The sequence below is a fragment of the Rouxiella badensis genome (assembly GCF_026967515.2).
Lineage (GTDB): Bacteria > Pseudomonadota > Gammaproteobacteria > Enterobacterales > Enterobacteriaceae > Rouxiella > Rouxiella badensis.
Map to the genome: position 1 here is coordinate 4730643 of NZ_CP114062.1, position 20374 is coordinate 4751016.

Sequence of the window (20374 nt, forward strand, 5' to 3'; positions counted from 1 at the left end):
TGTTTCATTTAATGATATGGAATTTAGGCTTGAGGAGAGGGTAATAAAACTGAGTAAAGTTCAGTTTTAAACAGAGTAAGAATGACGCAAAAATTAAATACTGCGGAAATTTTCCGCACGCCTAGACAGAAAAGCGTGCGGGGAAACTCAGGGTGTTAGGCCGATTCACGTATAACCAGCGAGAAGCCCATATCGACGACGCTTTCGGCAATCGGATAGCCTTCAATTTTATCGGCTAACATGTTGGCCGCCTGCTGGCCCATTTTGACCTTATCGATGCAGATGGTGGTGATCGCCGGGCGGTTATAGGCTGCAAAGTTTAAATCCGCGAAGCCAATGACCTTAAGATCGCGCGGAACCTGCATGCCTCTCGCCTCGGCCTCCATAATTGCGCCCTGTGCTAGCGTGTCTGAGGTGCAGATAATCGCGTCATACTCTTCACCGTTTTGCATCAGTTGGCCCAGACCGCTGCGCCCGACCTGCATATTTGCCGGAGCCGGTACGGTTATCTCGCGGATAAAGCTGCCCGGTGCGGTACGCAGGACATCGATCGCACCCTTTTTACGAACCTGTGCGCGGCGGTCGGAGGCGCAAATCAGACCAAAGCGGGTAAAGCCTTGCTCAAGGAAATAGTGGCCGATCGCATGACCGATTTTGTCGTGTGAGAAGCCAATCAGCATGTCCAGCGGAGTCGGCGTCATGTCCCAGATTTCGACGACCGGAATATTGGCGTTGAGGATGATCCTTTTAAGGTCTGACGAATGATGAATGCCGGTCAGCACGATGCCGTCCGGCCGTCTTGAAAGCAACGTGGCGACAATATCGGTCTCGGATTCGGGGGTATAACCGACGATGCACAGCAGCATATGGTAGCCACGCAGGGCCAGCTCATCCCCGATTGCCTGCACGGTATCAACGAACATATTGTTATTGATTTGCGGCACGACCACGGCAATCAGCTTGGTACGTTTGGTTGCCAAACCCCCGGCCAGCATGTTGGGAATGTACCCGGTCACGTTGACTGCCTCCATCACGCGGGCAATCGTCGCAGGACGCACAACTTTTGGGTTATTCAGAGCCCGGCTGACCGTCATCGGTGACAACCCGGCGGCTCTGGCGACGTCCTCTAACGTGGGGGATCGGGATTGATTTTTGTTAGCAGTTTTTTCGTTATTCAATGCATTTTCCACTGGTTAACTCACGCCAACTTACGTTGGAAAGGGGGAATGTTTGCGCAATCATTCTCTAGTACGCTCATAATATCCCTTCATAACCTTGGGTTAAAGTGTTCAATTATTGTTACTAAAATTAATGTAGTTGTTAAATGCTAGTGTATTATTTTTCCTACACAAATAGCGTTAGACGAGGGAAGAGAACATGCCAGAGATCGTGGTTTACGCGGTAGAAGGGCGCTCGGTTGAGCAAAAAACCAAGCTAATGAAGAAGATTACCGAAGCCGTGGTGGAGTCTTTAGAGGTGGATGCCGAACGTGTTGTGGTATCTATTGTTGAGACCAAGGCTGTTAACAAGTCTCGCGGTGGCGTGCCGTTTAGCGAACTCAATAAAAAGTAAAATTTGCAGCTTATTTTAAATATTTCCCGCCCGTTATCAGGCGGGAAACGTCAGTATCAAAGTGCGTTATTCAGCCGTTGAATAGCGTTCAAGCCAGTGTGCATAAGGCGCTGGCAGCACCCATGACGGCTCTTCTTTACTCAGTGCCTTGGCCGCCTGATAAGGCCAGTTAGGGTTAGCGAGGTGCGCACGGCCTACCATCACCAGATCCAGCTGATTCTGCTCGATGGTCTGACTGGCGATAACCGGTGAGTCGATACCCCATGCAGAAGCTACCGGGATCCCCGCTTCATTACGCACGCGCTCGGCGACAGGTGCCAGGAATCCGGCACCCCAGGGAATGTTGGAGTCGGCGGTTGAGAAACCGATGCTGACGCTCAGCAGGTCCAGCCCGCCCGCACGGAATTTTTTGGTGAGGCCGATAGCCTCTTCCAGCGTTTCTTCATCGCGTCCGTCATACTCAATCACGCCGAAACGTGCAGTCAACGGCAGGTTTTCAGGCCATTCACTGCGCACGGCTTCCAGTGTCTCGAGCAGGAAACGGCTGCGCCCTTCGACATTACCGCCGTAGGCGTCCTGACGCTGATTAGCGTGCACGGAGAAGAAGCTCTGTGCCAGGTAGCCGTGAGCGAAGTGCAGCTCAATCCATTCGAAACCTGCATCACGCGCGCGGCGAGTCGCGGCAACAAAATCGGCTTTAACGCGAGCGATATCGGCCAGCGTCATTTCGTGAGGTACTTTGGGCAAGTGGTGACCAAACGCCACGGCGGAGGGAGAGATTGTCTCCCAGCCACGACTGTCGCCCGCCGCGATATGATCATCACCTTCCCACGGCAGGTTGGCGCTGGCTTTACGGCCTGCGTGACCAATCTGAATCCCCGGCACGGCACCGGCAGCTTTAATCTCTTTGGCTATCTGCGCCAGTCTTTCTGCCTGCACATCGTTCCATAAACCCAGGCATCCGGGGGTGATACGACCTTCGGGAGACACGGCGGTCGCCTCGACAATAACCAGACCCGCTCCACCGCGCGCGAGGCTTGCGTAATGCACGCGATGCCAGTCGTTTGTCAGGCCATCGACCGCGCTGTATTGGCACATAGGGGGGATGGCGATGCGGTTACGCAGCGTGACGTCTTTAAGGATAAACGGAGAGAATAATCCGGACATATCAGATCTCGAAATGAGTTGAGGAATGCCGCAATCATGCTGATGGAAAGCGGAAATTGATTGCCAATCGGTGCGGTTGACCTATGAAATACTCGCCAAGATTGAACCTCTTACGCCGTTTTCCTGATAATCGAGGCCTGCGAAATATGAAGGGTTACCGTTGATAGCGCAGCGCCTCAACCAATAGGGAGAAGGCTTTGGTGTGCTGTTTGCGGCTGGGATAATAGAGATAATAGCCGGGGAATGGTGCACACCAATCTTCGAGTACGCGTATTAATCGGCCCTGTGTGAGGTCGTCCTTCACCACGTCTTCAGGTAAATAGACTAGACCGAAACCCAGGTGGGCCGCCTCTAGCCGTTGACGCAGGCTGTTGAAGGTCAGCTGTCCATCGACCCTTATTTTTAGCTCTTTGCCCTCTTTTTCGAACTCCCAGGCATAGATCCCGCCGAGTGTCGGTAAGCGCATATTTATACAACGATGATTTTGCAGATCTTGAGGGTTAGAGGGCGTGCCATATTTTTCGAAGTATGTCGGGGTGCCGACGACCGCCATGCGCATTTCAGGCCCGATTCTGACGGCAACCATGTCTTTCGCTACTTGTTCACCCAGGCGGATGCCGGCATCGAATCTGTCGCTGACGATATCCATCAGTGCGTTATCGACGATAACCTCAACGTTAATATCAGGATAATCTGCCAGAAAATTTTTCATTACCGGCCACAGCGCCGAATCGAGCGCATGTTCACCTGCGGTCAGGCGAATATTACCGCTCGGCCTGTCGCGAATTTCGCTCAGCGCATCGAGGTGATTTTCAATTTCTTCAAAGTGCGGACCTATACTACTGACCAGGTTTTCACCGGCTTCGGTGGGGGCAACGCTGCGCGTGGTACGGGTCAGAAGACGCACCTCAAGACGCTCTTCCAGCCCGCGTATTGCGTGGCTTAACGCCGACTGGGATACGCCCAGTTTGGCCGCGGCGCGGGTAAAACTGCGTTCTCTTGCCACCACCAGAAATGACATTAAGTCATTGAAGTTTTCTTTTAGCATGTAAATACCTTGTCGGTAATAACGTGACTCAGTCTGCAATTTCTCGCCTGAGCATCACTTTTTTGGCTAATCTTTAAGACGCTTGGCTCTTTGTAACACAGACAGGCCCTCCCATTTATGAGTTTAGCTCATATGTTCTAGCGCATTATTCTATCTACTCTTGGCTCTGCCTATTTGTTACTTTCTAAAACAGCCCTATTTTATAAACACTAAAATAATGACGGCAGTTCTGCCGACACGGAGAAACAATGAGCATAAAAATTACCCGCGCAGGTTCTCAGCCAAGTCAGGCCGCTCCCGAAGCCTATTTTACCGGCAAGGTGCGAATCGACTCGCCGTTTAAAGGGACGGAATCTGCGAACATCAGTGGCGCGATTGTCACTTTTGAGCCGGGAGCCCGCAACGCCTGGCATACTCATCCTCTTGGTCAGACGCTGATTGTGACGCAAGGGCGTGGATGGTTACAGGAGTGGGGGGCTGAAATTCAGGATATTCATCAAGGTGATATCGTCTGGATCCCGGAAGGCATAAAGCATTGGCATGGCGCCACGCCAGAGAATGCCATGACCCATATCGCTATCGCCGAATCACTGAACGGCAGCTCAATCGAATGGCTGGAAAAGGTTACTGACGAGCAATATCAGAAGTAGTCGCACCCTTTAAGCCGTTATCAGACAAATATCAGCGTCTTATCAGAGCTATTTTGAAAAAATGCGGAGGCACTATGTCGCAAGGTATCGAAAATAAAGTGGTAGTTATCGTGGGCGCCAGCAGCGGTTTGGGCGAAGCACTGGCGCGTCGTTTGCACAAGGACGGAGCAAAACTGGTGCTGGGTGCACGCCGCCTCGACAGGCTGGTCAAAATTGCCGAAGAACTTTCGCTGAGTAAAGACGCTATTCTGAAAACCGACGTGACCGACCCGCAGCAGGTTCAGGCGCTGGTGGACCGAGCAGTGAGCCACTATGGGCGCATTGACGTGATTGTTAACAACGCCGGTTTGATGCCGCATTCATTGCTCGAACGCCGTAAGTTCGACGACTGGAACGCAATGATTGACGTTAACCTCAAAGGCGTGCTGTACGGCATTGCGGCAGCATTGCCGTACATGAAAGAGCAGAAAAGCGGGCATATTATCAATACCTCATCGGTTGCCGGTCACAAGGTTCGCCCGGGTAGCGCGGTCTATGCGGCAACGAAAACTGCCGTTCGCGTCATCTCTGAGGGGCTGCGCCAGGAAGTGAAGCCCTACAATATTCGCACGACGATTATCTCTCCAGGGGCCGTGACCAGCGAGCTGGCTGACAGCATCACCGAGCCGGACGTGGCGAAAAATATCAAACAATTCTATGAGGATACGGCGATTTCGGCCGAGTCATTCGCCAGCGTAGTAGCCTTTGCCATCAGTCAGCCGGAAGACGTCGATATTAACGAAATTCTTTTCCGCCCCACTCGACAAGAGCTGTAATGGGCCATGCGCCGGGGGACAAAAGCCCCCGAGCGCAGCCTTAATTATTGCTCTGTACCTCTTCCAGCGTTTGTCGCAGCATTGCCCCGTCCATCGGAATGCAATAAGCGGGTGACCCACGTTCAAAGCGGTATCCCTCGCTCAAATTACCCACGTCTATGACCTCAAAACCAAACTGCTCCAGCAGATGCTCAACGCTTTTTTTTGCCTGCTGATCATCACCGGCGATAGGGTGCGCACGGTGCTTTTCCGACCCCGCAAGCTTACCGCCTCCGAGGATCTCCTCGGCTAAAATCGCGTTGAATGCTTTGACCACTCTGGCCCCCGAAAAGTGGCTGGCGATCATTTCGCTGGTGGTCGATTCTTTGTTATCGAGCAGGGCGATTTGCCCATCGCGTTCGGGGTAATAGTTATTGGCGTCGATGAGAACCTTGCCCACTAACCATTCTGCCGGGATCTGCTCGTAATATTTAAACGGGATGGCGAGCAATACCACGTCGGCAAATTCGGCCGCCTCTTTTGCCAGTCCGGCCTTGGCGCCGAGCGATTTTGTTAGCGAGTAAAGGGTATCCGGTTGGCGCGAGTTGGCAATCATGACCTCGTGGCCCTGTTTGATAGCCGCCGTCGCAAAGGCTCTGCCCACCATTCCTGCACCTATTATTCCAATCTTCATCTTTTCATCTCCGCATCTCAGGACAGAGACTCGCGCAGCCTGCCTGAGGTTGGTTGAGGTTTACTTAAGCGTAGATGATGGCGTCACGACAAAGGAGCAATCTATGCGGTCCTTCGCCCTTTTCCCCCCAGAGAGCCGAGGTTTCTGGCGTGCGAAAACGCTTCGCGAGACCTGAAAAAAACATCGCCGTTTGTATCATAAACTCTTTCATTTTTTGACAATGTTTCAGGCTTGAACCTGAGGGTAAAAGGTGCGATTATTGCGCCGTTTTCTTAGGCAAGAAAATACACTTTCTTTTCTACGCGACAGCTCAAGAGGGTTGCGGCTCATGACCGGTTTATCAGACTGCACTGCACGCCAGTGCCAAAGAACATTGATGATGACGCCAGGGTGCAGCGACCTCGACATTTCCTGTTTTTCTCCCGTTGTAAATCCTTTCATGCGGTAAGGCTAGCCTTTGCTCGCGGTTAGGCATTATTAAAAACAGAGCCGTTCTCTGATTTTACTGATGTCTATCAGACGTGGCTGAGACCGGTTAATCGTATCGTAACGACTATGCTTAAAAATAGAGCAACGTCTTACCTAATCTCGACATCACCCCTTAGCTAACGTCACTTTGTCGGGCCGGTCTCCACGTATGGACCACGTAAAAAGCGTCCCCTGCGTTGAACAAACCTGCTCATTGCCGTGCCACTCTGGCACACCCTCTTACTTAACCGTTTGAGAGCCCTGTAATATGAAACAGTTAAAAATAGCAGCAAGCGCCTCCGTGGCATCCCATCTTGATACACCGCGTGGCGTAGTAAGCCTTGAAAGTGCGGACTACACCGACGTTGCGGCGATAGTAATTTCCGTGGATGACCTTAATAACGGCAGGCTGGCGGCAGTTGAAGCCCTGGGATTCAGTATCCCTGCGTTTGTTGCAGTACAGGGAGCGGAGCAGGTTTCTCCAAATTATTTGTCTGCGCTCAAGGGCGTTTTTGCCCTGGCCGATGCCAATCAGGCGTTCTATGCCGCTCAGCTTGAAGCTGCTGCCGACGAGTACGAGCAGGGGCTATTTCCGCCGTTCTTCGACACGCTGAAGAAATACGTCGAGATGGAAAATTCCACTTTTGCCTGTCCGGGACATCAGGGCGGGGAATTTTTCCGTCGTCATCCGGCCGGACGTCAGTTCTTCGAGTTTTTCGGCGAAAACATCTTCCGTTCGGACATGTGCAACGCGGACGTGAAGCTGGGCGATCTGCTTATCCACGAAGGATCGGCCAAAGACGCGCAGAAACACGCGGCGAAAGTCTTCAGCGCAGACAAGACCTATTTTGTGCTTAACGGCACCTCGGCGGCCAACAAGGTGGTGACCAACGCGTTGCTGACCCGTGGCGATCTGGTGCTGTTCGACCGCAATAACCACAAGTCGAACCACCATGGCGCGCTGCTGCAGGCGGGCGCTACGCCGGTATATCTCGAAACGGCGCGTAACCCGTTTGGCTTCATCGGCGGTATCGACGCGGCCTGCTTCGACGAGCGCTATCTGCGTAAGCAAATTCAAGAGGTTGCGCCTGAGCGCGCCAATGAAAAACGCCCGTTCCGTCTGGCGATTATCCAGCTAGGCACTTACGACGGCACTGTTTACAACGCCCGTCAGGTGGTGGAGAAGATTGGTCATCTGTGTGACTACATCCTGTTTGACTCGGCGTGGGTCGGCTATGAGCAGTTCATCCCGATGATGAAAGAGTGTTCGCCGCTGCTGCTTGAGCTGAACGAAAACGATCCGGGAATTATCGTCACTCAGTCGGTGCACAAACAGCAGGCCGGTTTCTCCCAAACTTCGCAAATTCATAAAAAAGATAATCATATCAAAGGCCAGAAACGCCATTGCAGCCATAAAAAGCTCAATAACGCCTTTATGATGCACGCCTCGACCAGTCCGTTTTACCCGCTGTTTGCCGCGCTGGACGTCAACGCGCGTATGCATGCGGGCGGCAGCGGCAAGCATATGTGGATGGAGTGCGTGAAGCTTGGCATTGACACTCGCAAGATGCTGCTAAATCAGTGCTCGATGATCCAGCCGTTCGTGCCGCCGCTGATTGACGGTAAGCCGTGGCAGGATCACGACACCGAACAGATGGCGAGCGACGTGCGCTTCTTCGACTTCGTGCCGGGCGAGCGCTGGCACGCCTTCGCGGGCTATGCCGAGAAGCAGTACTTTGTCGACCCTTGCAAACTGTTGCTGACCACGCCGGGCATCGATGCAAGCAGCGGGAAATACACCGAGTTCGGGATCCCGGCCACCATTCTCGCTAACTACCTGCGTGAGAACGGCATCGTGCCAGAGAAGTGCGACCTGAACTCGATCCTGTTCCTGCTGACTCCGGCTGAAACACCGGCCAAGATGCAGCACCTGGTGCAAGAGATCGCCCGTTTTGAACGCTATATCGCAGAAGATGCGCTGCTGAGCGAAGTACTGCCGACCGTGTATCGCAAGAATGAAGAGCGCTACCGCGACTACACTATTCGTCAACTCTGTCAGGAGATGCATAACCTTTACGTCAGCTTCGACGTAAAAGAGCTGCAAAAAGAGATGTTCCGCGAGAAGGGCTTCCCGCAGGTGGTGATGAACCCGCAGGACGCGCACAGTGAATTCATTCGCGACAACGTCGAGCTGGTTCCCATTAGCCAGGCCGAAGGGCGCATCGCGGCGGAAGGCGCACTGCCTTATCCTCCGGGCGTGCTCTGTGTGGTGCCGGGCGAACTGTGGGGGGGCGCAGTTCAGCGTTATTTCATGGCGCTGGAAGAGGGCATAAATATTCTGCCGGGCTTCTCACCGGAATTGCAGGGTGTGTACGTTGAGAAAACGGTCGGTTGGAAGCGCGTGATGGGTTATGTCATCGCCGAGTAATCTGATTTTTCTCTAAGAATGCCTTAAAAGACCTTAAAAAACGGAGCAATGGCTCCGTTTTTTCATTCTGATGGTCAGCACTTGGAATCTGTCATGGAAGGTGCAGGATACCCGGTGATAGCCGCCACAAAACTCGGATAGATCATTCCCAGTAAGACCGCATTAAAGGCATCGTCAATCTGTTCCAGGGTTTGTTCATCAAAGTACTGCGCGAGGGCAGTTTGTAAAGCGGCGGACGCCATCAGCGGAGTGGTCATTAGCGCTGTTCTAGCCGCGATTGAGTTAAACATGACATCTCCAGGCAGTTCACTCTCGGGCCAGCTTATCTCCAGCCGATTCCTGAGCGGAATCTCGCTATGCAGGGCGTTTAGCCCGCGAAACACCAGGCTGTCTGCCAGTTCTCCCGCCGTGTTAATTCCCGCCCGCAGTAGATCGTTGACCACTGTATCGCCATAGATGCAGTGCTGCGCGGCCGACGCAGCGCCAGACGGTGAAGCTGTTTGTGACATGGTGAAAGAGACTGCCACCTGATTGGGAATATACAACCCTGCGGCGAGTAAAGTTTGTGTGACGCCTATTTTCGCCTCGCTGCTTAGACGAACAAGAGTCTGTGTGCCTTCTCGAAGTAAGCTATAAAAGAGAAAAGAAACCAGCGTTGAAGCAATACCGGGTAATACGTCGGTGGTCGCAGCGGCAATGAGTGCGCCGCTGCACACCAACATATTAAATGCGCGAGAACTCTGAGTCACAACGTTGGCCGTGCCGTGAAAATAATCGCGTAAGCCGCCGATAAAATTTAGCAGCAGTGGCACGGTGCTGGAAAATAATGCCAACGACAGGCGTGTGGCTTTGCTGGCAGAATAGCTCTCAAGGCTTGCCTCGGTATAATAGGCAATTAACTGACGCAGGAAAGTCGGTAGCGCGACACAGATAGCACTGCGTAATACGATATTTTTAGTGTTCTGGAAATAACGGCAAAGATTGTCGTCCTGCGCAAGGCTTAATATATTTCTAAGTCGGCTCCAGCCGCCGTTCTGCATGGATTGGCTGGTTAGCGAGGAGCAGGATGAGCTGCTTTCGCTGATGATGCTCAGAGAACGACATAATTCATAATCGATTGGGACAGCATTTTCAAAAATATAATCAGAAAGCGATGTTTGCAACTGAAGGTCATCGACACTGATTTCAGTTGCTGATTCAGCAGCGGCCTGCTCCGCAGTTAGCAATATATCGTCCAGCGCACGTAGCGTATTCGCAATCTCTCTATCAGACGGTACGTGCATCGCCGCAATAAGTTTATCTGTTAACGGAGTGCAATCCACCGCTAAGTCGAGGTAATTCAGCCGACTGATGGCGCTATTATTCGCTGGAAGCCGGGTAATATTCTGAGCTGAAAAACAGCGCTGAAGAGCCAGCGTCGAATCTGAAATTATGCGCATGATATATCTCTATATGTCTACCGTTAAGACTGTGAATTAATCGATTGGCGAGAAGGAAGACGAATAACGTGAATGAGTTAGTGGATGATGCAGTGATAAACTATAAGACGACTTTTTAATCCGTATTTTTATATTTCGCTCAAAACAAAAAACGGAGACCTTTTGGGTCTCCGTTTTGCTTGCACTGCCTCCGTCTCGACTAGTCGGTACGGCGGTAGCTTCTCTGCGTATTGTTCACTTTATACAGGTAACGGCGGGACTCACCCGAAGGATGTCGGCTTATCAGCGTATCGTAAACGTCTCCCGGCGCCATATCGTTTATCATATTAAACGCCGTAGTCTTATCGCTCGAGAAGACCCTCAGCACGCTGCCCGCACCACCGTTATAAGCCGTAATCACAGCATAGCGTCTCGAGGTCGGGTTGGTTATCCCTGCCAGATAGACGTTTTGTAGCATTGCCAGATAGGCCGTGCCGGTGTTGATATTGTTCGCTGGATCAAACAGATAACTACGGCTCGGCGTGCCCCAGCGTCCTTCCGCTTTAAATACGTCGGCACCGGCGGTGTGCTGCACAACCTGCATCAGACCCAGCGCGTCGGCGTTACTCACCGCATACGGGTTAAAGGCGGACTCGGTCTGCATGATAGCCAGGATCAGTGACTGATCGACGCCGTATCTTGCGGCGGCTTCGCGCACCAACGGCAGATATTTATGCGCCCGTTTGTCCAGGTGGTTCGGCACCATCTGAATCGTCACGGAATAGATGATATGCAGGCCGGACTGACGTTCTTGCAGCTTGTATTGCAGCAAATAGTTGGCAAAGTTGGTCGCACGACCCTGCCAGCGGATAGGCTGCCCGGTATTGTCTAGCACCTGACCATAAAGCATGGGCTCTTTACTGATCTGGATGTCATTGGCGTCGGAATAGAGGTCAACGCCGGTAGCATCTTCGCCGACCAACAGGGTTTTCACGATGGCCTGACGCAGCTTATCGGTAGGATCGATCCCCGAGATGGTTTCGATGGTAATGGTACCCGCTTCAAAGTTGATGTGGCTGCGGGTCTCATACTGATCGCTATATTTTACGTAGTCTTTTGGTCCGGCGATCAGGACTTCATTAATGCCCCAGATGTTCTCGATGTTGTGGGCAAATTGGCCCATCAAAATGTCAAAGCCATTGGTATCTTTGATGTAAGCTTCGTTGAATTGATTGTTTTTATTGCTCGAACAGGAAATCAACAAAGGCGCGATAACCAGTAACGCTAAAATTTTCTTCATCTTAATAGCCGTATCGTGATGAAAAATAGGGCCATTATCCTTGCGGACATTGGCCCCAAATGGGTATGGGTGTTACTCGGAAGGCGGTGTGTAGCCTTCGATATGCACATCATGGCCTTCGAACAGGAAATTGATCATCTCTTGTTCCAGCAGTTTGCGGTCATCGAGATTCATCATGCTTAATTTTTTTTCGTTGATGAGCATGGTTTGTTTCTTCAGCCACTGCGCCCAAGCTTCTTTAGAGATTTCGTTGTAGATACGTTTACCCACTTCGCCTGGATATAGCTGAAAATCCTGGCCTTCGGCTTCTTTATTCAAGAACGTACAAAAAATTGTCCTGCTCATACTTAATTCCTCATCTATGGCCCGGTGACCACAACTCGCGCTGGGGGGTTCCATTTTAATGGCTTAAAATCAACGAGTTAGGTTATTAATATTGCTATCGTGGCAGCGCTTTTGCCAGTTGACCCAACAGACGTTCAACCGGGGCTGCCAGCCCGACAGACTGCGGCTGCGCTAAGTTATACCAGAGACCTGAGCCTTCATCCATGCAACCCGCTACCGAGTCGATATTTATCAACATCGGCACGATATCGAGATGAAAATGGCTGAAAGTATGGCGGAAAGAGACCATTTGCTGCATTGCGCTACGCGCTATCGCATATTTTTTGCCGCCGGTTATTAGCTCGTCTTCGCTGGCAAACTGCGGGAAGCAGAACAGCCCTCCCCACAGACCGACAGGCGGACGCTGTTCTAGCCAAACCTTGTCACCCCGCTGAATCATCAGCATGTAGGCGGTTTTCTCCGGCAACGTTTTTTTAGGTTTTTTTCCCGGATAGTTCTGCCAGCTATGGTTGGCGTAAGCAACGCAGCCGAAGCTCAGCGGGCACAGCTCGCACTTTGGACGCGAGCGGGTGCAGACCATCGCACCAAGGTCCATCATTGCCTGATTAAACTGTTCCACGCCCTTGGCCGGCGTCACCTCTTCGGTTATCTGCCACAGCCGGTTTTCGACCTTTTTCTCACCCGGCCAGCCGTCGACGGCATAGCAACGTGCAAGCACGCGTTTTACGTTGCCGTCGAGAATAGGGTAATGCTGCCCCAGGGAGAGCGACAGGATGGCACCTGCGGTTGAGCGCCCTACGCCGGATAGCGCATTAACTTCTTCGAAGGTGGTTGGGAATTCGCCGTTATGTTGTGCCACAATAGTCTGCGCGGCTTTGTGCAGATTGCGGGCACGGGCGTAGTAACCGAGTCCGGTCCAAAGGTGCAGAACCTCGTCAAGCGGAGCGGCCGCTAACGCGGTGACGGTTGGGAAGTTTTCCATAAAGCGCTGGAAGTAGGGGATAACTGTCGCAACTTGAGTTTGCTGTAGCATCACCTCGGAGAGCCAGACTTTATAGGGAGTTTTTTCGAGCTGCCACGGTAGGGTCTTGCGACCATAGCGTTGATACCAATCGAGTACCGCAGGCGCGAAGCGATGCGCTTCCATCATAGGCGTATTACAAATCCCGTCGAGGGTTAAAATTCAGCTAAGGATTGCAGCATAGAGTCTTTGAGCTGTAAACCGGAACTTTCTCTTATCCCCTTCATTCTTCGCAATGCTGGGGGGTTGGCTGCCTTTACTCACCCCAGTCTCTAAATTAAGTCAGCGATGGGGGATTTGCGCAGTTGCCGCCTGCCAGCCTGGCGAAATATTGAGAGGGTGAAAAATGTACCGGCTAAAGTGTCCGATTTTAAACGAGAGCTTGCTAAAGGCGGGTATCTTTGGATAATGCGCCATTCCCTAAAATTATCGCCAGACAGATAGAAAGCACTATGAAAAATGACGTCATTTCACCGGAGTTTGATGAAAACGGTCGCGCTATGCGCCGTATCCGCAGTTTTGTGCGCCGTCAGGGCCGTCTGACCAAGGGTCAGCAGTATGCGCTGGACAATTACTGGTCGGTGATGGGCGTTGAATATCAGTCGCAGCCTGTCGAGATTGCCTCGCTGTTTGGTCGCGAAGCGCACACCGTTCTCGAAATCGGTTTCGGGATGGGAACCTCGCTGGTGACGATGGCCCAGCAGCACCCGGAACAAAACTTTATCGGCATTGAAGTGCACTCACCGGGCGTGGGTGCGTGCCTCGCGACGGCGCAAGAAGAAGGCGTCAGCAACCTTCGCGTGATGTGCCACGATGCCGTTGAAGTACTGGAAACCATGATTCCAGATGGCTCACTTGATATGGTGCAGCTATTCTTTCCAGACCCGTGGCATAAGGCCCGTCACAACAAACGTCGCATCGTGCAAACTCCGTTCGTTGAGCTGGTGCGCCGTAAATTGAAGCTGGGTGGCGTGTTCCACATGGCAACAGATTGGGAACCTTATGCAGAACACATGCTCGAAGTGATGAGCGGCGTGGAGGCTTATGGCAATCTGTCGGCCGAGGGCAACTATGTTCCTCGTCCAGAATCGCGCCCGGTAACCAAGTTCGAAATGCGTGGTCAGCGTTTAGGCCACGGCGTATGGGATCTGATGTTTGAGAGGAAGCAATAATGGCCAAGAATCGCAGTCGTCGTTTACGTAAGAAGTTACACATTGAAGAGTTTCAAGAGCTGGGTTTCTCCGTAAAATGGCACTTCGCTGAAGGAACGAGCGTCGAGACGATCGACGAATTCCTGGACGCTTTCATTGACGGCGTGATTGAACCTAATAAGCTGGCCTTTGACGGCAGCGGCTATCTTGTTTGGGAAGGCCTGGTTTGCCTACAGGAAATCGGTCGTTGCACCGATGAGCATCGCCAACTAGTGAAAAAATGGTTGGAAGACCATAAAATGCAGGACGTTGAAGTTAGCGAACTGTTCGATATCTGGTGGGATTGATTTACCTCCCCTGAATCAGTTATCTAAAGCGCCTTCATGGCGCTTTAATTATTTTTAAAGGGAAATACCTTGTCGACTGAATTAGATAACGGCCTGCTGGAAGAGATCCTCGCTCAGGTTCGGCCTTTGATTGGTCAGGGAAAAGTGGCGGACTATATTCCGGCGCTGGCGACCGTCGATCCTAATAATCTCGGGATCGCGGTGTGTACCGTGGACGGCCAGCAGTTTTATGCCGGTGATGCAAACACGCGTTTTTCTATCCAGTCTATTTCCAAAGTATTAAGCCTGACGCTTGCCCTGAGCCGTTACGAAGAGCATGAAATCTGGCAGCGCGTCGGCAAAGAGCCTTCGGGTCAGCCGTTTAACTCGCTGGTCCAGCTCGAGCTGGAGAAGGGCAAGCCGCGCAACCCGTTTATCAACCCGGGTGCGCTGGTTATCTGTGACATGCTGCAAAGTCGTCTCGCAGCGCCGAAGCAGCGTATGCTTGAGGTCGTGCGCCAGCTTTCTGGCGAGCAGGATATTCACTACGACACACTGGTGGCTCGTTCCGAATTCGAACACTCCGATCGCAATGCTGCGATAGCCTACCTGATGAAGTCATTTGGTAATTTTGAAAATGACGTTATCACAGTGCTGCAAACCTATTTCAACTACTGCTCGCTGAAGATGAGCTGTTGCGAGCTGGCGCGGACCTTCCTGTATCTGGTGAACAAAGGGCTGATGCCGGGCGCAGAAGAGCCGATTATCGAGCCGAGTCAGGCACGACATATCAACGCCCTCATGGTGACCAGCGGCATGTATGACGGCGCGGGTGAGTTTGCCTATCGCGTCGGCATGCCCGGTAAATCAGGCGTTGGCGGCGGGATTATCGCGGTGGTGCCTGAAGAGATGTGTATCGCCGTGTGGTCACCGGAGCTGGATGCCGCCGGGAACTCTTTAGCCGGAACCGCTGCCTTAGAGTTACTGGCGCAAAGAATTGGCCGTTCAATATTTTAATCGCGCGTTCGCAGACGAAAGGCATAGCCTGCCGGCTTGCGAGCCAAAGGGAGTAAAAATGTTAGCAAAAACAGGATTGAAACACGGCCTGATCGGTCTTCTCGCCTTGACTGCGTTGCAGGCTCACGCCGAGTTTCAGTGCAGCGCTAAACCGAAAGACGACATTGTCATCAAGCCAGATACCGTGCAGGTGGTAGGTGCCAGCGGCAATCTGCTGATTACCCAGAACGGTTCGTTGAGTGACAATGGCAAAGATATTTCTCTGACCGCCAGGCAGCGCCAGGAAGCCGTGGACTACCAGGCGGCCTTGCGTCGAGACCTGCCGTGGATTGACCAGGGGGCTCGAGCGCATCTTGAGAAAGCCCGCGTAGCGATGGACGGCATCATCGTTCAGCAACTGGGTCCAGACAGCAATGTGCGTAATCGCCTGACCAAACTTGACGGCCAGCTGAAAGCGCAGATGAATCGCGTCATTGAGCATCGTCCTGACGGCCTGACCTTCCATCATCAGGCGATTGATAAAGTGCAGCAGGACGGCCAGCATCTGGTTGAACAAACCATGGGCGGCGTGATGCAGGACAGCATGAATGAAATGGGGACGCGTCAGATGGCGAGCGGTGGCAATCCGTTGCAGGCCATGATGAGCAACCTCGGCGGGCTACAGCAAGCGGTGCAGGCTGAATGGAAGAAACAGCAGGGCGAGTTTGAGGGCTTCGGGCACAGCGTATGTAATCGCGTGACCTCTCTCGAGCAGCAGCGTCGTGAGCTGTTGGCGGACATCAAGCCGTAGTCATAAATGGCTCCCCCATCGCCTGGTGGGGGAGCCACCGCTTAATCGGCTAAAAACAGTTCCAGCAGTGAGTTCAGGAACAGTTTGCCTTTCTCGGTTATCTGCCAGTGCATCGCCGTCTCGACCAGATATTCGCTGGCGATGGCTTCATCAAGCTGCGCACGAATGCTCGACTCTTCCAGCCCGGTGTAAATTCCAAACTCTTCGCGCGGTGCGGCCTCCAGCAGTCGGAATCGATTCATAAAGAACTCGAACGGCAGCTCTTTGCCGTCGACCTCGTGCTGTTTGTCCATATAGCGACCCTGCATATAGCCGCGAGGATGCTTGGTTTTGACCGTACGCAAAATAGTGCCGTCTGGCTGAGTGAGCTTGCCGTGGGCGCCACAGCCTACGCCCAGGTAGTCCCCGAAGCGCCAGTAGTTCAGGTTGTGCTGACACTGGTATCCCGGCTTGGCATAGGCCGAGGTTTCGTACTGCTGATAACCGGCGGCGGTGAGCAATTTGTCGCCCTGCTCGAAGATGTCCCACAGCGCATCGTCGTCAGGCAGCACGGGCGTGCGTGAGGCAAACAGCGTGTTAGGCTCGATGGTGAGCTGATACCACGACAGGTGCGGAGGATTGAGGGCGATTGCCTGACGCAGGTCGTCCAGCGCCTGTTCCAGCGTCTGATTCGGCAGGCCGTGCATCAGGTCGAGGTTAAAGCTACGCAGACCGAGTCCGGTGGCGAGATGGGCCGCCCGCTTGGCTTCGTCCGGGCCGTGGATCCGGCCTAAGCGTTCCAGTTTCTCTGCGCTAAAACTTTGTACGCCGATAGAGATACGGTTGACGCCCGCCCGTTGATAGCCGCTGAAACGGTCTGCCTCAACGGTGCCTGGGTTCGCTTCCATCGTTATCTCGGCATCTGCTGAGAGCGGCAGGCGCGCGCGAACGCCGTCGAGCAGATTTTGCATTGCTTCGCTGCTGAGCAGGCTCGGCGTGCCACCGCCGATAAAAATGGTTTCTATAGTTCGGCCCGCGGTCAGAGGCAGATCGGCATCCAAATCCGCCAGCAGGTGCGCCACATAATCATCATGCGGCACCTCGCCCTTCAAGGCATGCGAGTTGAAATCGCAGTAAGGGCATTTTTGAACACACCAGGGAATATGCAGATACAGACTTAAAGGGGGCAGCTTACGCATTCTTTTCGGCAGCCCCGGACATGGCTTGCAGTAACTGAGCCAACGCCAGACCACGATGAGAAACCGCGCTTTTTTCTTCGCGGGTCAGCTCTGCGGCGGTCTTGCCCAGCGCCGGAACATAGAAAATAGGGTCGTAACCAAAACCGCCTTCACCGGCCGGTGCGTGAATGATTTCACCGGCCCAGCTGCCGTGACATACCAGCGGCGTTGGATCTTCTGCGTGGCGCATATAGACCAGCACGCAGTGGAACTGCGCCTGACGCTGGCCTTCCGGCACGTCTTTCAGCGCGTCGAGCAGCTTTTCAAGGTTCTTACGATCGGTGGCACCTTCACCAGAATAGCGCGCGGAGTAAATCCCCGGCGCACCGCCGAGAAAATCGACCGCCAGACCTGAGTCGTCGGCGACTGCCGGCAGGCCAGTGATTTGTGCCGCATGACGCGCCTTGATGATGGCGTTTTCAATAAAGGTCAGGCCGGTTTCATCTGCGTCATCAACGCCCAGCTCGGTTTGCGCCACGACTTCGAGACCGAAGTTGGCGAGGAGGTGCGCGAGTTCGCGAACTTTTCCGGGATTACCGGTGGCCAGCACTACTTTTTGCATTTCTACTTCCTGAATTAAAAAATTTTACGCGGCGAGCAGAGCGTCTCTGGCCGCCGCGTTTTAGCGACCCTGGATTAAAGCAGGAACCAGAGCTCGCCCAACAGATCCATGCCGAGGTAGTTCAGCATATACAGAATAAGGATAACCACCATCGCCGAGAAATCGATGCCGCCCATCGCCGGAATAATACGACGGATTGGCGCCATCAGGGGTTCGGTCAGCTGCATCAGTACGTAATCCATCGCGCCACGGCCCTGACTCACCCAGCTCATCAGAGAACGAATAATGATAAGCCAGAACACCAGATAGCCGGCGGACTTGACCAGCGCTATTAGCCCAAACAGCAGGTTATACGGGCTGAGTGAGATGCCACCGCCCTGAATCAACAGCAGCAGAGGATACTTAATCGTCATCAGCAGGAAAGCCAGTAGCAACGATGCGCTGTCGATGGGACCCAGTGGGGGAATGATTCGGCGCAGCGGCCCAATAATCGGTTGGGTTATTTTAACAACAAATTGCGAGAAGGGATTATAAAAATCGGTTCTCGCCCACTGCATCCAGATGCGTAAAAGTAAAACCATGACATAGAGGTCAATCAGTGTTTTGACCAGAAAAGTCAGCGTGAGCATAAATAACCTTATTCTTGTGATGAACAATTCAAAGTGATGCTTTGAATTAATTGGATTTTGTCCCTAGAGGATATTGGCCTGCCGCAGCAGGCCATATCTGAAGCGTACGGCCTGAAAACTAGAAAAGTTTTTCCATTTCCTGAGCGCGGTGAACTGCCGCCTGCATCGCCTCTGCTACGATAGCGGTCAGTTCACGCTCATTAAATACTTTTAGTGCTTCGAAGGTTGTGCCACCTTTGGAAGTCACATTCTCCCGAAGCGTAGACAGCGGCGTCTCCGGGTTGGCTTCAACCAGCGCCGCGGCACCGCTTGCGGCCTGCTGAACCAGCAGGCGCGCACTGTTGGCACTCAGACCCTGACGCTGGGCCTCTTGCTGCATCGCTTCCATAAACAGGAAGAAATAGGCCGGTGCGCTGCCTGCGGCGGCGATCACTTGATTGATGCCTTCTTCGCTATCAACCCAACAGATTTTGCCGACGGCGGTCATCAGCTCGCTGCTGTATTCGCGGTCTTGTTCGCTCACCTGCGACGGGGCATAAAGCCCGCTCATGCCTTTGCCGACCAGAGACGGGGTATTTGGCATAATGCGTACGATATTCAGATCTTTGCCCAGCAGTGCATAGAAGCGCTCAACGCTAACACCGGCGGCAATCGACAGAACCAGCTTGTTGCTGAAGTCGATGTGCTGATGCAAATCCTTGCAGACGTCGGCCATGAGCTGCGGTTTTACCGCCAGCACCACCACCTCGGCATCGCCTGCGCAGGCGATATTATCGCTGCTGCTGTGGATGCCATATTTCTCGGCCAACGCATCACGGTTTTTGTTTGAAGGCGCGCAGACGCTGATCAGACTGGCTGGATAACCGCTGGTAACCAGACCTGCGATGATGGCTCCAGCCATGTTACCGGCGCCGATGAAACATAGTTTACGATGTTGCATAACTCTCCCTAACTACACGTCGTATCTGGTCGCAGCGGAGTGCACTGCGCTCGTTTTTGCCTGATGCAGATTTCAGGCTTACGCGGAATAATCGCGTGCGCCGAAAATTGCCGTACCGATGCGAACCATCGTGCTGCCTGCGGCGATGGCGGCGGGCATGTCGTCGGTCATTCCCATCGACAGCGTATCAATCTGAGGATAACTGAGTTTGAGGCTGTTAAAAGCTTCGGTCATCTGGCGGAAAACGGCCAGTTGGCTGTCGTAATCGGTTTCTGCCGCGGGAATAGCCATCAGGCCGCGCAGCATGAGATGAGGCATCGCTGCGATATCGGCGGCCAGCTGCGGCACTTCTGCAAGAGAAATCCCTGATTTGCTCTGCTCATCGCTGATGTTGACCTGAATCAGCACCTGCAAAGGCGCTTTGTCTTTGGGACGCTGTTCGTTGAGGCGCTGCGCGATTTTCAGGCGATCGAGGGTGTGGCACCAGTCGAAATTCTCGGCGACCAGACGGCTTTTATTAGACTGTAGTGGGCCAATAAAGTGCCAGACCAGCGGGGGCTGGTGGTTGCTGAAGGCGGCGACTTTCTCTACCCCTTCCTGAACATAGTTTTCACCAAAGGCCAGTTGCCCGGCGGCGATTGCTTCTTCGATAGCGCTCGCAGGTTTGGTTTTACTGACTGCAAGCAGCGTAATTTCTTCTGGAGACCGCTCGCAAAGGGCGGCAGAAGAGGCGATACGCTCTCTGACTTGCTGTAGATTTTCCGCAATAGCTGAATGCTGACGTTGATTCATATTGGCTCAGGAGTGTTTCAAATGGATATCAGTAATTTTGTGGAG

At 53.0% G+C, this 20374-nt stretch carries 21 protein-coding genes; 8 read left to right on the forward strand and 13 right to left on the reverse strand.

Annotation, left to right across the window (positions count from 1 at the left end; all coding sequences use genetic code 11):
- Positions 1 to 155 precede the first annotated feature (155 nt).
- A complete protein-coding gene (locus O1V65_RS21870) occupies positions 156 to 1178 on the reverse strand; it encodes a LacI family DNA-binding transcriptional regulator (protein WP_038328013.1) in 1023 nt (340 codons plus the stop codon).
- A 199-nt stretch (positions 1179 to 1377) separates the two neighbouring features.
- Between O1V65_RS21870 and O1V65_RS21875 the strand changes: the two genes are divergently transcribed.
- Positions 1378 to 1572 carry a tautomerase family protein gene (locus O1V65_RS21875; protein WP_017491881.1) on the forward strand — a complete coding sequence of 65 codons (195 nt, stop codon included), beginning with the start codon at positions 1378 to 1380 and terminating at the stop codon, positions 1570 to 1572.
- A 66-nt stretch (positions 1573 to 1638) separates the two neighbouring features.
- Here O1V65_RS21875 and O1V65_RS21880 read toward each other — a convergent pair whose 3' ends face one another.
- Both O1V65_RS21880 and O1V65_RS21885 read right to left on the reverse strand, forming a co-directional pair.
- Entirely contained in the window at positions 1639 to 2739 is a 1101-nt protein-coding gene (locus O1V65_RS21880) for an NADH:flavin oxidoreductase/NADH oxidase (RefSeq protein WP_017491882.1), read from the reverse strand.
- Positions 2740 to 2893: 154 nt separating this feature from the next.
- Positions 2894 to 3787 (reverse strand): LysR family transcriptional regulator, encoded by an 894-nt coding sequence (locus tag O1V65_RS21885; RefSeq protein WP_269130028.1) that lies wholly within the window; start codon positions 3785 to 3787, stop codon positions 2894 to 2896.
- A 248-nt stretch (positions 3788 to 4035) separates the two neighbouring features.
- Between O1V65_RS21885 and O1V65_RS21890 the strand changes: the two genes are divergently transcribed.
- Together O1V65_RS21890 and O1V65_RS21895 are read left to right on the forward strand one after the other, a co-directional pair.
- Positions 4036 to 4437 (forward strand): (R)-mandelonitrile lyase, encoded by a 402-nt coding sequence (locus tag O1V65_RS21890; protein ID WP_017491884.1) that lies wholly within the window; start codon positions 4036 to 4038, stop codon positions 4435 to 4437.
- Positions 4438 to 4511: 74 nt separating this feature from the next.
- Positions 4512 to 5252: an SDR family oxidoreductase gene (locus O1V65_RS21895; RefSeq protein WP_017491885.1), complete on the forward strand. Its 741-nt coding sequence runs from the start codon at positions 4512 to 4514 to the stop codon at positions 5250 to 5252.
- Positions 5253 to 5292: 40 nt separating this feature from the next.
- Here O1V65_RS21895 and O1V65_RS21900 read toward each other — a convergent pair whose 3' ends face one another.
- The gene (locus tag O1V65_RS21900) at positions 5293 to 5925 is read right to left on the reverse strand and encodes an NADPH-dependent F420 reductase (RefSeq protein WP_269130029.1); all 633 of its coding nucleotides are present in this window, start codon (positions 5923 to 5925) and stop codon (positions 5293 to 5295) included.
- Between the two features lie 736 nt (positions 5926 to 6661).
- Here O1V65_RS21900 and speF point away from each other — a divergent pair.
- A complete protein-coding gene (speF, locus tag O1V65_RS21905) occupies positions 6662 to 8821 on the forward strand; it encodes an ornithine decarboxylase SpeF (protein WP_017491887.1) in 2160 nt (719 codons plus the stop codon).
- 74 nt (positions 8822 to 8895) lie between these two features.
- On the opposite strand, the gene O1V65_RS21910 is transcribed toward speF, so the two are convergent.
- The 4 genes from O1V65_RS21910 to mutY all read right to left on the reverse strand — a co-directional run bounded on the left by O1V65_RS21910 (position 8896) and on the right by mutY (position 13034).
- The gene (locus tag O1V65_RS21910; RefSeq protein WP_084913248.1) at positions 8896 to 10260 is read right to left on the reverse strand and encodes a hypothetical protein; all 1365 of its coding nucleotides are present in this window, start codon (positions 10258 to 10260) and stop codon (positions 8896 to 8898) included.
- 199 nt (positions 10261 to 10459) lie between these two features.
- On the reverse strand, positions 10460 to 11539 hold the full coding sequence (gene mltC, locus O1V65_RS21915; protein ID WP_017491889.1) for a membrane-bound lytic murein transglycosylase MltC: 1080 nt from the start codon (positions 11537 to 11539) through the stop codon (positions 10460 to 10462).
- Between the two features lie 72 nt (positions 11540 to 11611).
- Complete coding sequence (locus tag O1V65_RS21920; protein WP_017491890.1) at positions 11612 to 11884, reverse strand: oxidative damage protection protein; 273 nt, start codon at positions 11882 to 11884, stop codon at positions 11612 to 11614.
- Between the two features lie 94 nt (positions 11885 to 11978).
- Positions 11979 to 13034 (reverse strand): A/G-specific adenine glycosylase, encoded by a 1056-nt coding sequence (mutY, locus tag O1V65_RS21925; RefSeq protein WP_084913249.1) that lies wholly within the window; start codon positions 13032 to 13034, stop codon positions 11979 to 11981.
- A gap of 323 nt (positions 13035 to 13357) precedes the next feature.
- On the opposite strand from mutY, the gene trmB reads away from it, so the two are divergent.
- From trmB to O1V65_RS21945, 4 genes are all read left to right on the forward strand, one after another.
- On the forward strand, positions 13358 to 14077 hold the full coding sequence (trmB, locus tag O1V65_RS21930) for a tRNA (guanosine(46)-N7)-methyltransferase TrmB (protein ID WP_026110535.1): 720 nt from the start codon (positions 13358 to 13360) through the stop codon (positions 14075 to 14077).
- A complete protein-coding gene (locus O1V65_RS21935) occupies positions 14077 to 14403 on the forward strand; it encodes a YggL family protein (protein WP_017491893.1) in 327 nt (108 codons plus the stop codon). The genes trmB and O1V65_RS21935 overlap by 1 nt, the downstream gene beginning before the upstream one ends.
- Positions 14404 to 14472: 69 nt before the next feature.
- Complete coding sequence (glsB, locus tag O1V65_RS21940) at positions 14473 to 15399, forward strand: glutaminase B (protein WP_017491894.1); 927 nt, start codon at positions 14473 to 14475, stop codon at positions 15397 to 15399.
- A 58-nt stretch (positions 15400 to 15457) separates the two neighbouring features.
- Positions 15458 to 16189 (forward strand): YggN family protein, encoded by a 732-nt coding sequence (locus O1V65_RS21945; RefSeq protein ID WP_017491895.1) that lies wholly within the window; start codon positions 15458 to 15460, stop codon positions 16187 to 16189.
- 41 nt (positions 16190 to 16230) lie between these two features.
- Here O1V65_RS21945 and hemW read toward each other — a convergent pair whose 3' ends face one another.
- The 5 genes from hemW to O1V65_RS21970 form a co-directional block, all read right to left on the reverse strand.
- The gene (gene hemW, locus O1V65_RS21950) at positions 16231 to 17367 is read right to left on the reverse strand and encodes a radical SAM family heme chaperone HemW (RefSeq protein WP_269130030.1); all 1137 of its coding nucleotides are present in this window, start codon (positions 17365 to 17367) and stop codon (positions 16231 to 16233) included.
- Positions 17360 to 17968 carry an XTP/dITP diphosphatase gene (locus O1V65_RS21955; RefSeq protein ID WP_017491897.1) on the reverse strand — a complete coding sequence of 203 codons (609 nt, stop codon included), beginning with the start codon at positions 17966 to 17968 and terminating at the stop codon, positions 17360 to 17362. Before O1V65_RS21955 ends, hemW begins: the two co-directional genes overlap by 8 nt.
- A 74-nt stretch (positions 17969 to 18042) precedes the next feature.
- Complete coding sequence (locus O1V65_RS21960; protein WP_017491898.1) at positions 18043 to 18597, reverse strand: YggT family protein; 555 nt, start codon at positions 18595 to 18597, stop codon at positions 18043 to 18045.
- Positions 18598 to 18715: 118 nt separating this feature from the next.
- The gene (gene proC / locus O1V65_RS21965; RefSeq protein WP_084913251.1) at positions 18716 to 19537 is read right to left on the reverse strand and encodes a pyrroline-5-carboxylate reductase; all 822 of its coding nucleotides are present in this window, start codon (positions 19535 to 19537) and stop codon (positions 18716 to 18718) included.
- A gap of 78 nt (positions 19538 to 19615) precedes the next feature.
- Entirely contained in the window at positions 19616 to 20329 is a 714-nt protein-coding gene (locus tag O1V65_RS21970; RefSeq protein WP_017491900.1) for a YggS family pyridoxal phosphate-dependent enzyme, read from the reverse strand.
- Positions 20330 to 20374: the final 45 nt, after the last annotated feature.

Bases quoted from the DNA above. Each gene is read 5' to 3' on its own strand.
- O1V65_RS21875 (WP_017491881.1), top strand. From the start codon at position 1,378: ATGCCAGAGATCGTGGTTTACGCGGTAGAAGGGCGCTCGGTTGAGCAA.
- O1V65_RS21880 (WP_017491882.1), bottom strand. From the start codon at position 2,739: ATGTCCGGATTATTCTCTCCGTTTATCCTTAAAGACGTCACGCTGCGT.
- O1V65_RS21885 (WP_269130028.1), bottom strand. From the start codon at position 3,787: ATGCTAAAAGAAAACTTCAATGACTTAATGTCATTTCTGGTGGTGGCA.
- O1V65_RS21890 (WP_017491884.1), top strand. From the start codon at position 4,036: ATGAGCATAAAAATTACCCGCGCAGGTTCTCAGCCAAGTCAGGCCGCT.
- O1V65_RS21895 (WP_017491885.1), top strand. From the start codon at position 4,512: ATGTCGCAAGGTATCGAAAATAAAGTGGTAGTTATCGTGGGCGCCAGC.
- O1V65_RS21900 (WP_269130029.1), bottom strand. From the start codon at position 5,925: ATGAAGATTGGAATAATAGGTGCAGGAATGGTGGGCAGAGCCTTTGCG.
- speF (WP_017491887.1), top strand. From the start codon at position 6,662: ATGAAACAGTTAAAAATAGCAGCAAGCGCCTCCGTGGCATCCCATCTT.
- O1V65_RS21910 (WP_084913248.1), bottom strand. From the start codon at position 10,260: ATGCGCATAATTTCAGATTCGACGCTGGCTCTTCAGCGCTGTTTTTCA.
- mltC (WP_017491889.1), bottom strand. From the start codon at position 11,539: ATGAAGAAAATTTTAGCGTTACTGGTTATCGCGCCTTTGTTGATTTCC.
- O1V65_RS21920 (WP_017491890.1), bottom strand. From the start codon at position 11,884: ATGAGCAGGACAATTTTTTGTACGTTCTTGAATAAAGAAGCCGAAGGC.
- mutY (WP_084913249.1), bottom strand. From the start codon at position 13,034: ATGATGGAAGCGCATCGCTTCGCGCCTGCGGTACTCGATTGGTATCAA.
- trmB (WP_026110535.1), top strand. From the start codon at position 13,358: ATGAAAAATGACGTCATTTCACCGGAGTTTGATGAAAACGGTCGCGCT.
- O1V65_RS21935 (WP_017491893.1), top strand. From the start codon at position 14,077: ATGGCCAAGAATCGCAGTCGTCGTTTACGTAAGAAGTTACACATTGAA.
- O1V65_RS21945 (WP_017491895.1), top strand. From the start codon at position 15,458: ATGTTAGCAAAAACAGGATTGAAACACGGCCTGATCGGTCTTCTCGCC.
- hemW (WP_269130030.1), bottom strand. From the start codon at position 17,367: ATGCGTAAGCTGCCCCCTTTAAGTCTGTATCTGCATATTCCCTGGTGT.
- O1V65_RS21955 (WP_017491897.1), bottom strand. From the start codon at position 17,968: ATGCAAAAAGTAGTGCTGGCCACCGGTAATCCCGGAAAAGTTCGCGAA.
- O1V65_RS21960 (WP_017491898.1), bottom strand. From the start codon at position 18,597: ATGCTCACGCTGACTTTTCTGGTCAAAACACTGATTGACCTCTATGTC.
- proC (WP_084913251.1), bottom strand. From the start codon at position 19,537: ATGCAACATCGTAAACTATGTTTCATCGGCGCCGGTAACATGGCTGGA.
- O1V65_RS21970 (WP_017491900.1), bottom strand. From the start codon at position 20,329: ATGAATCAACGTCAGCATTCAGCTATTGCGGAAAATCTACAGCAAGTC.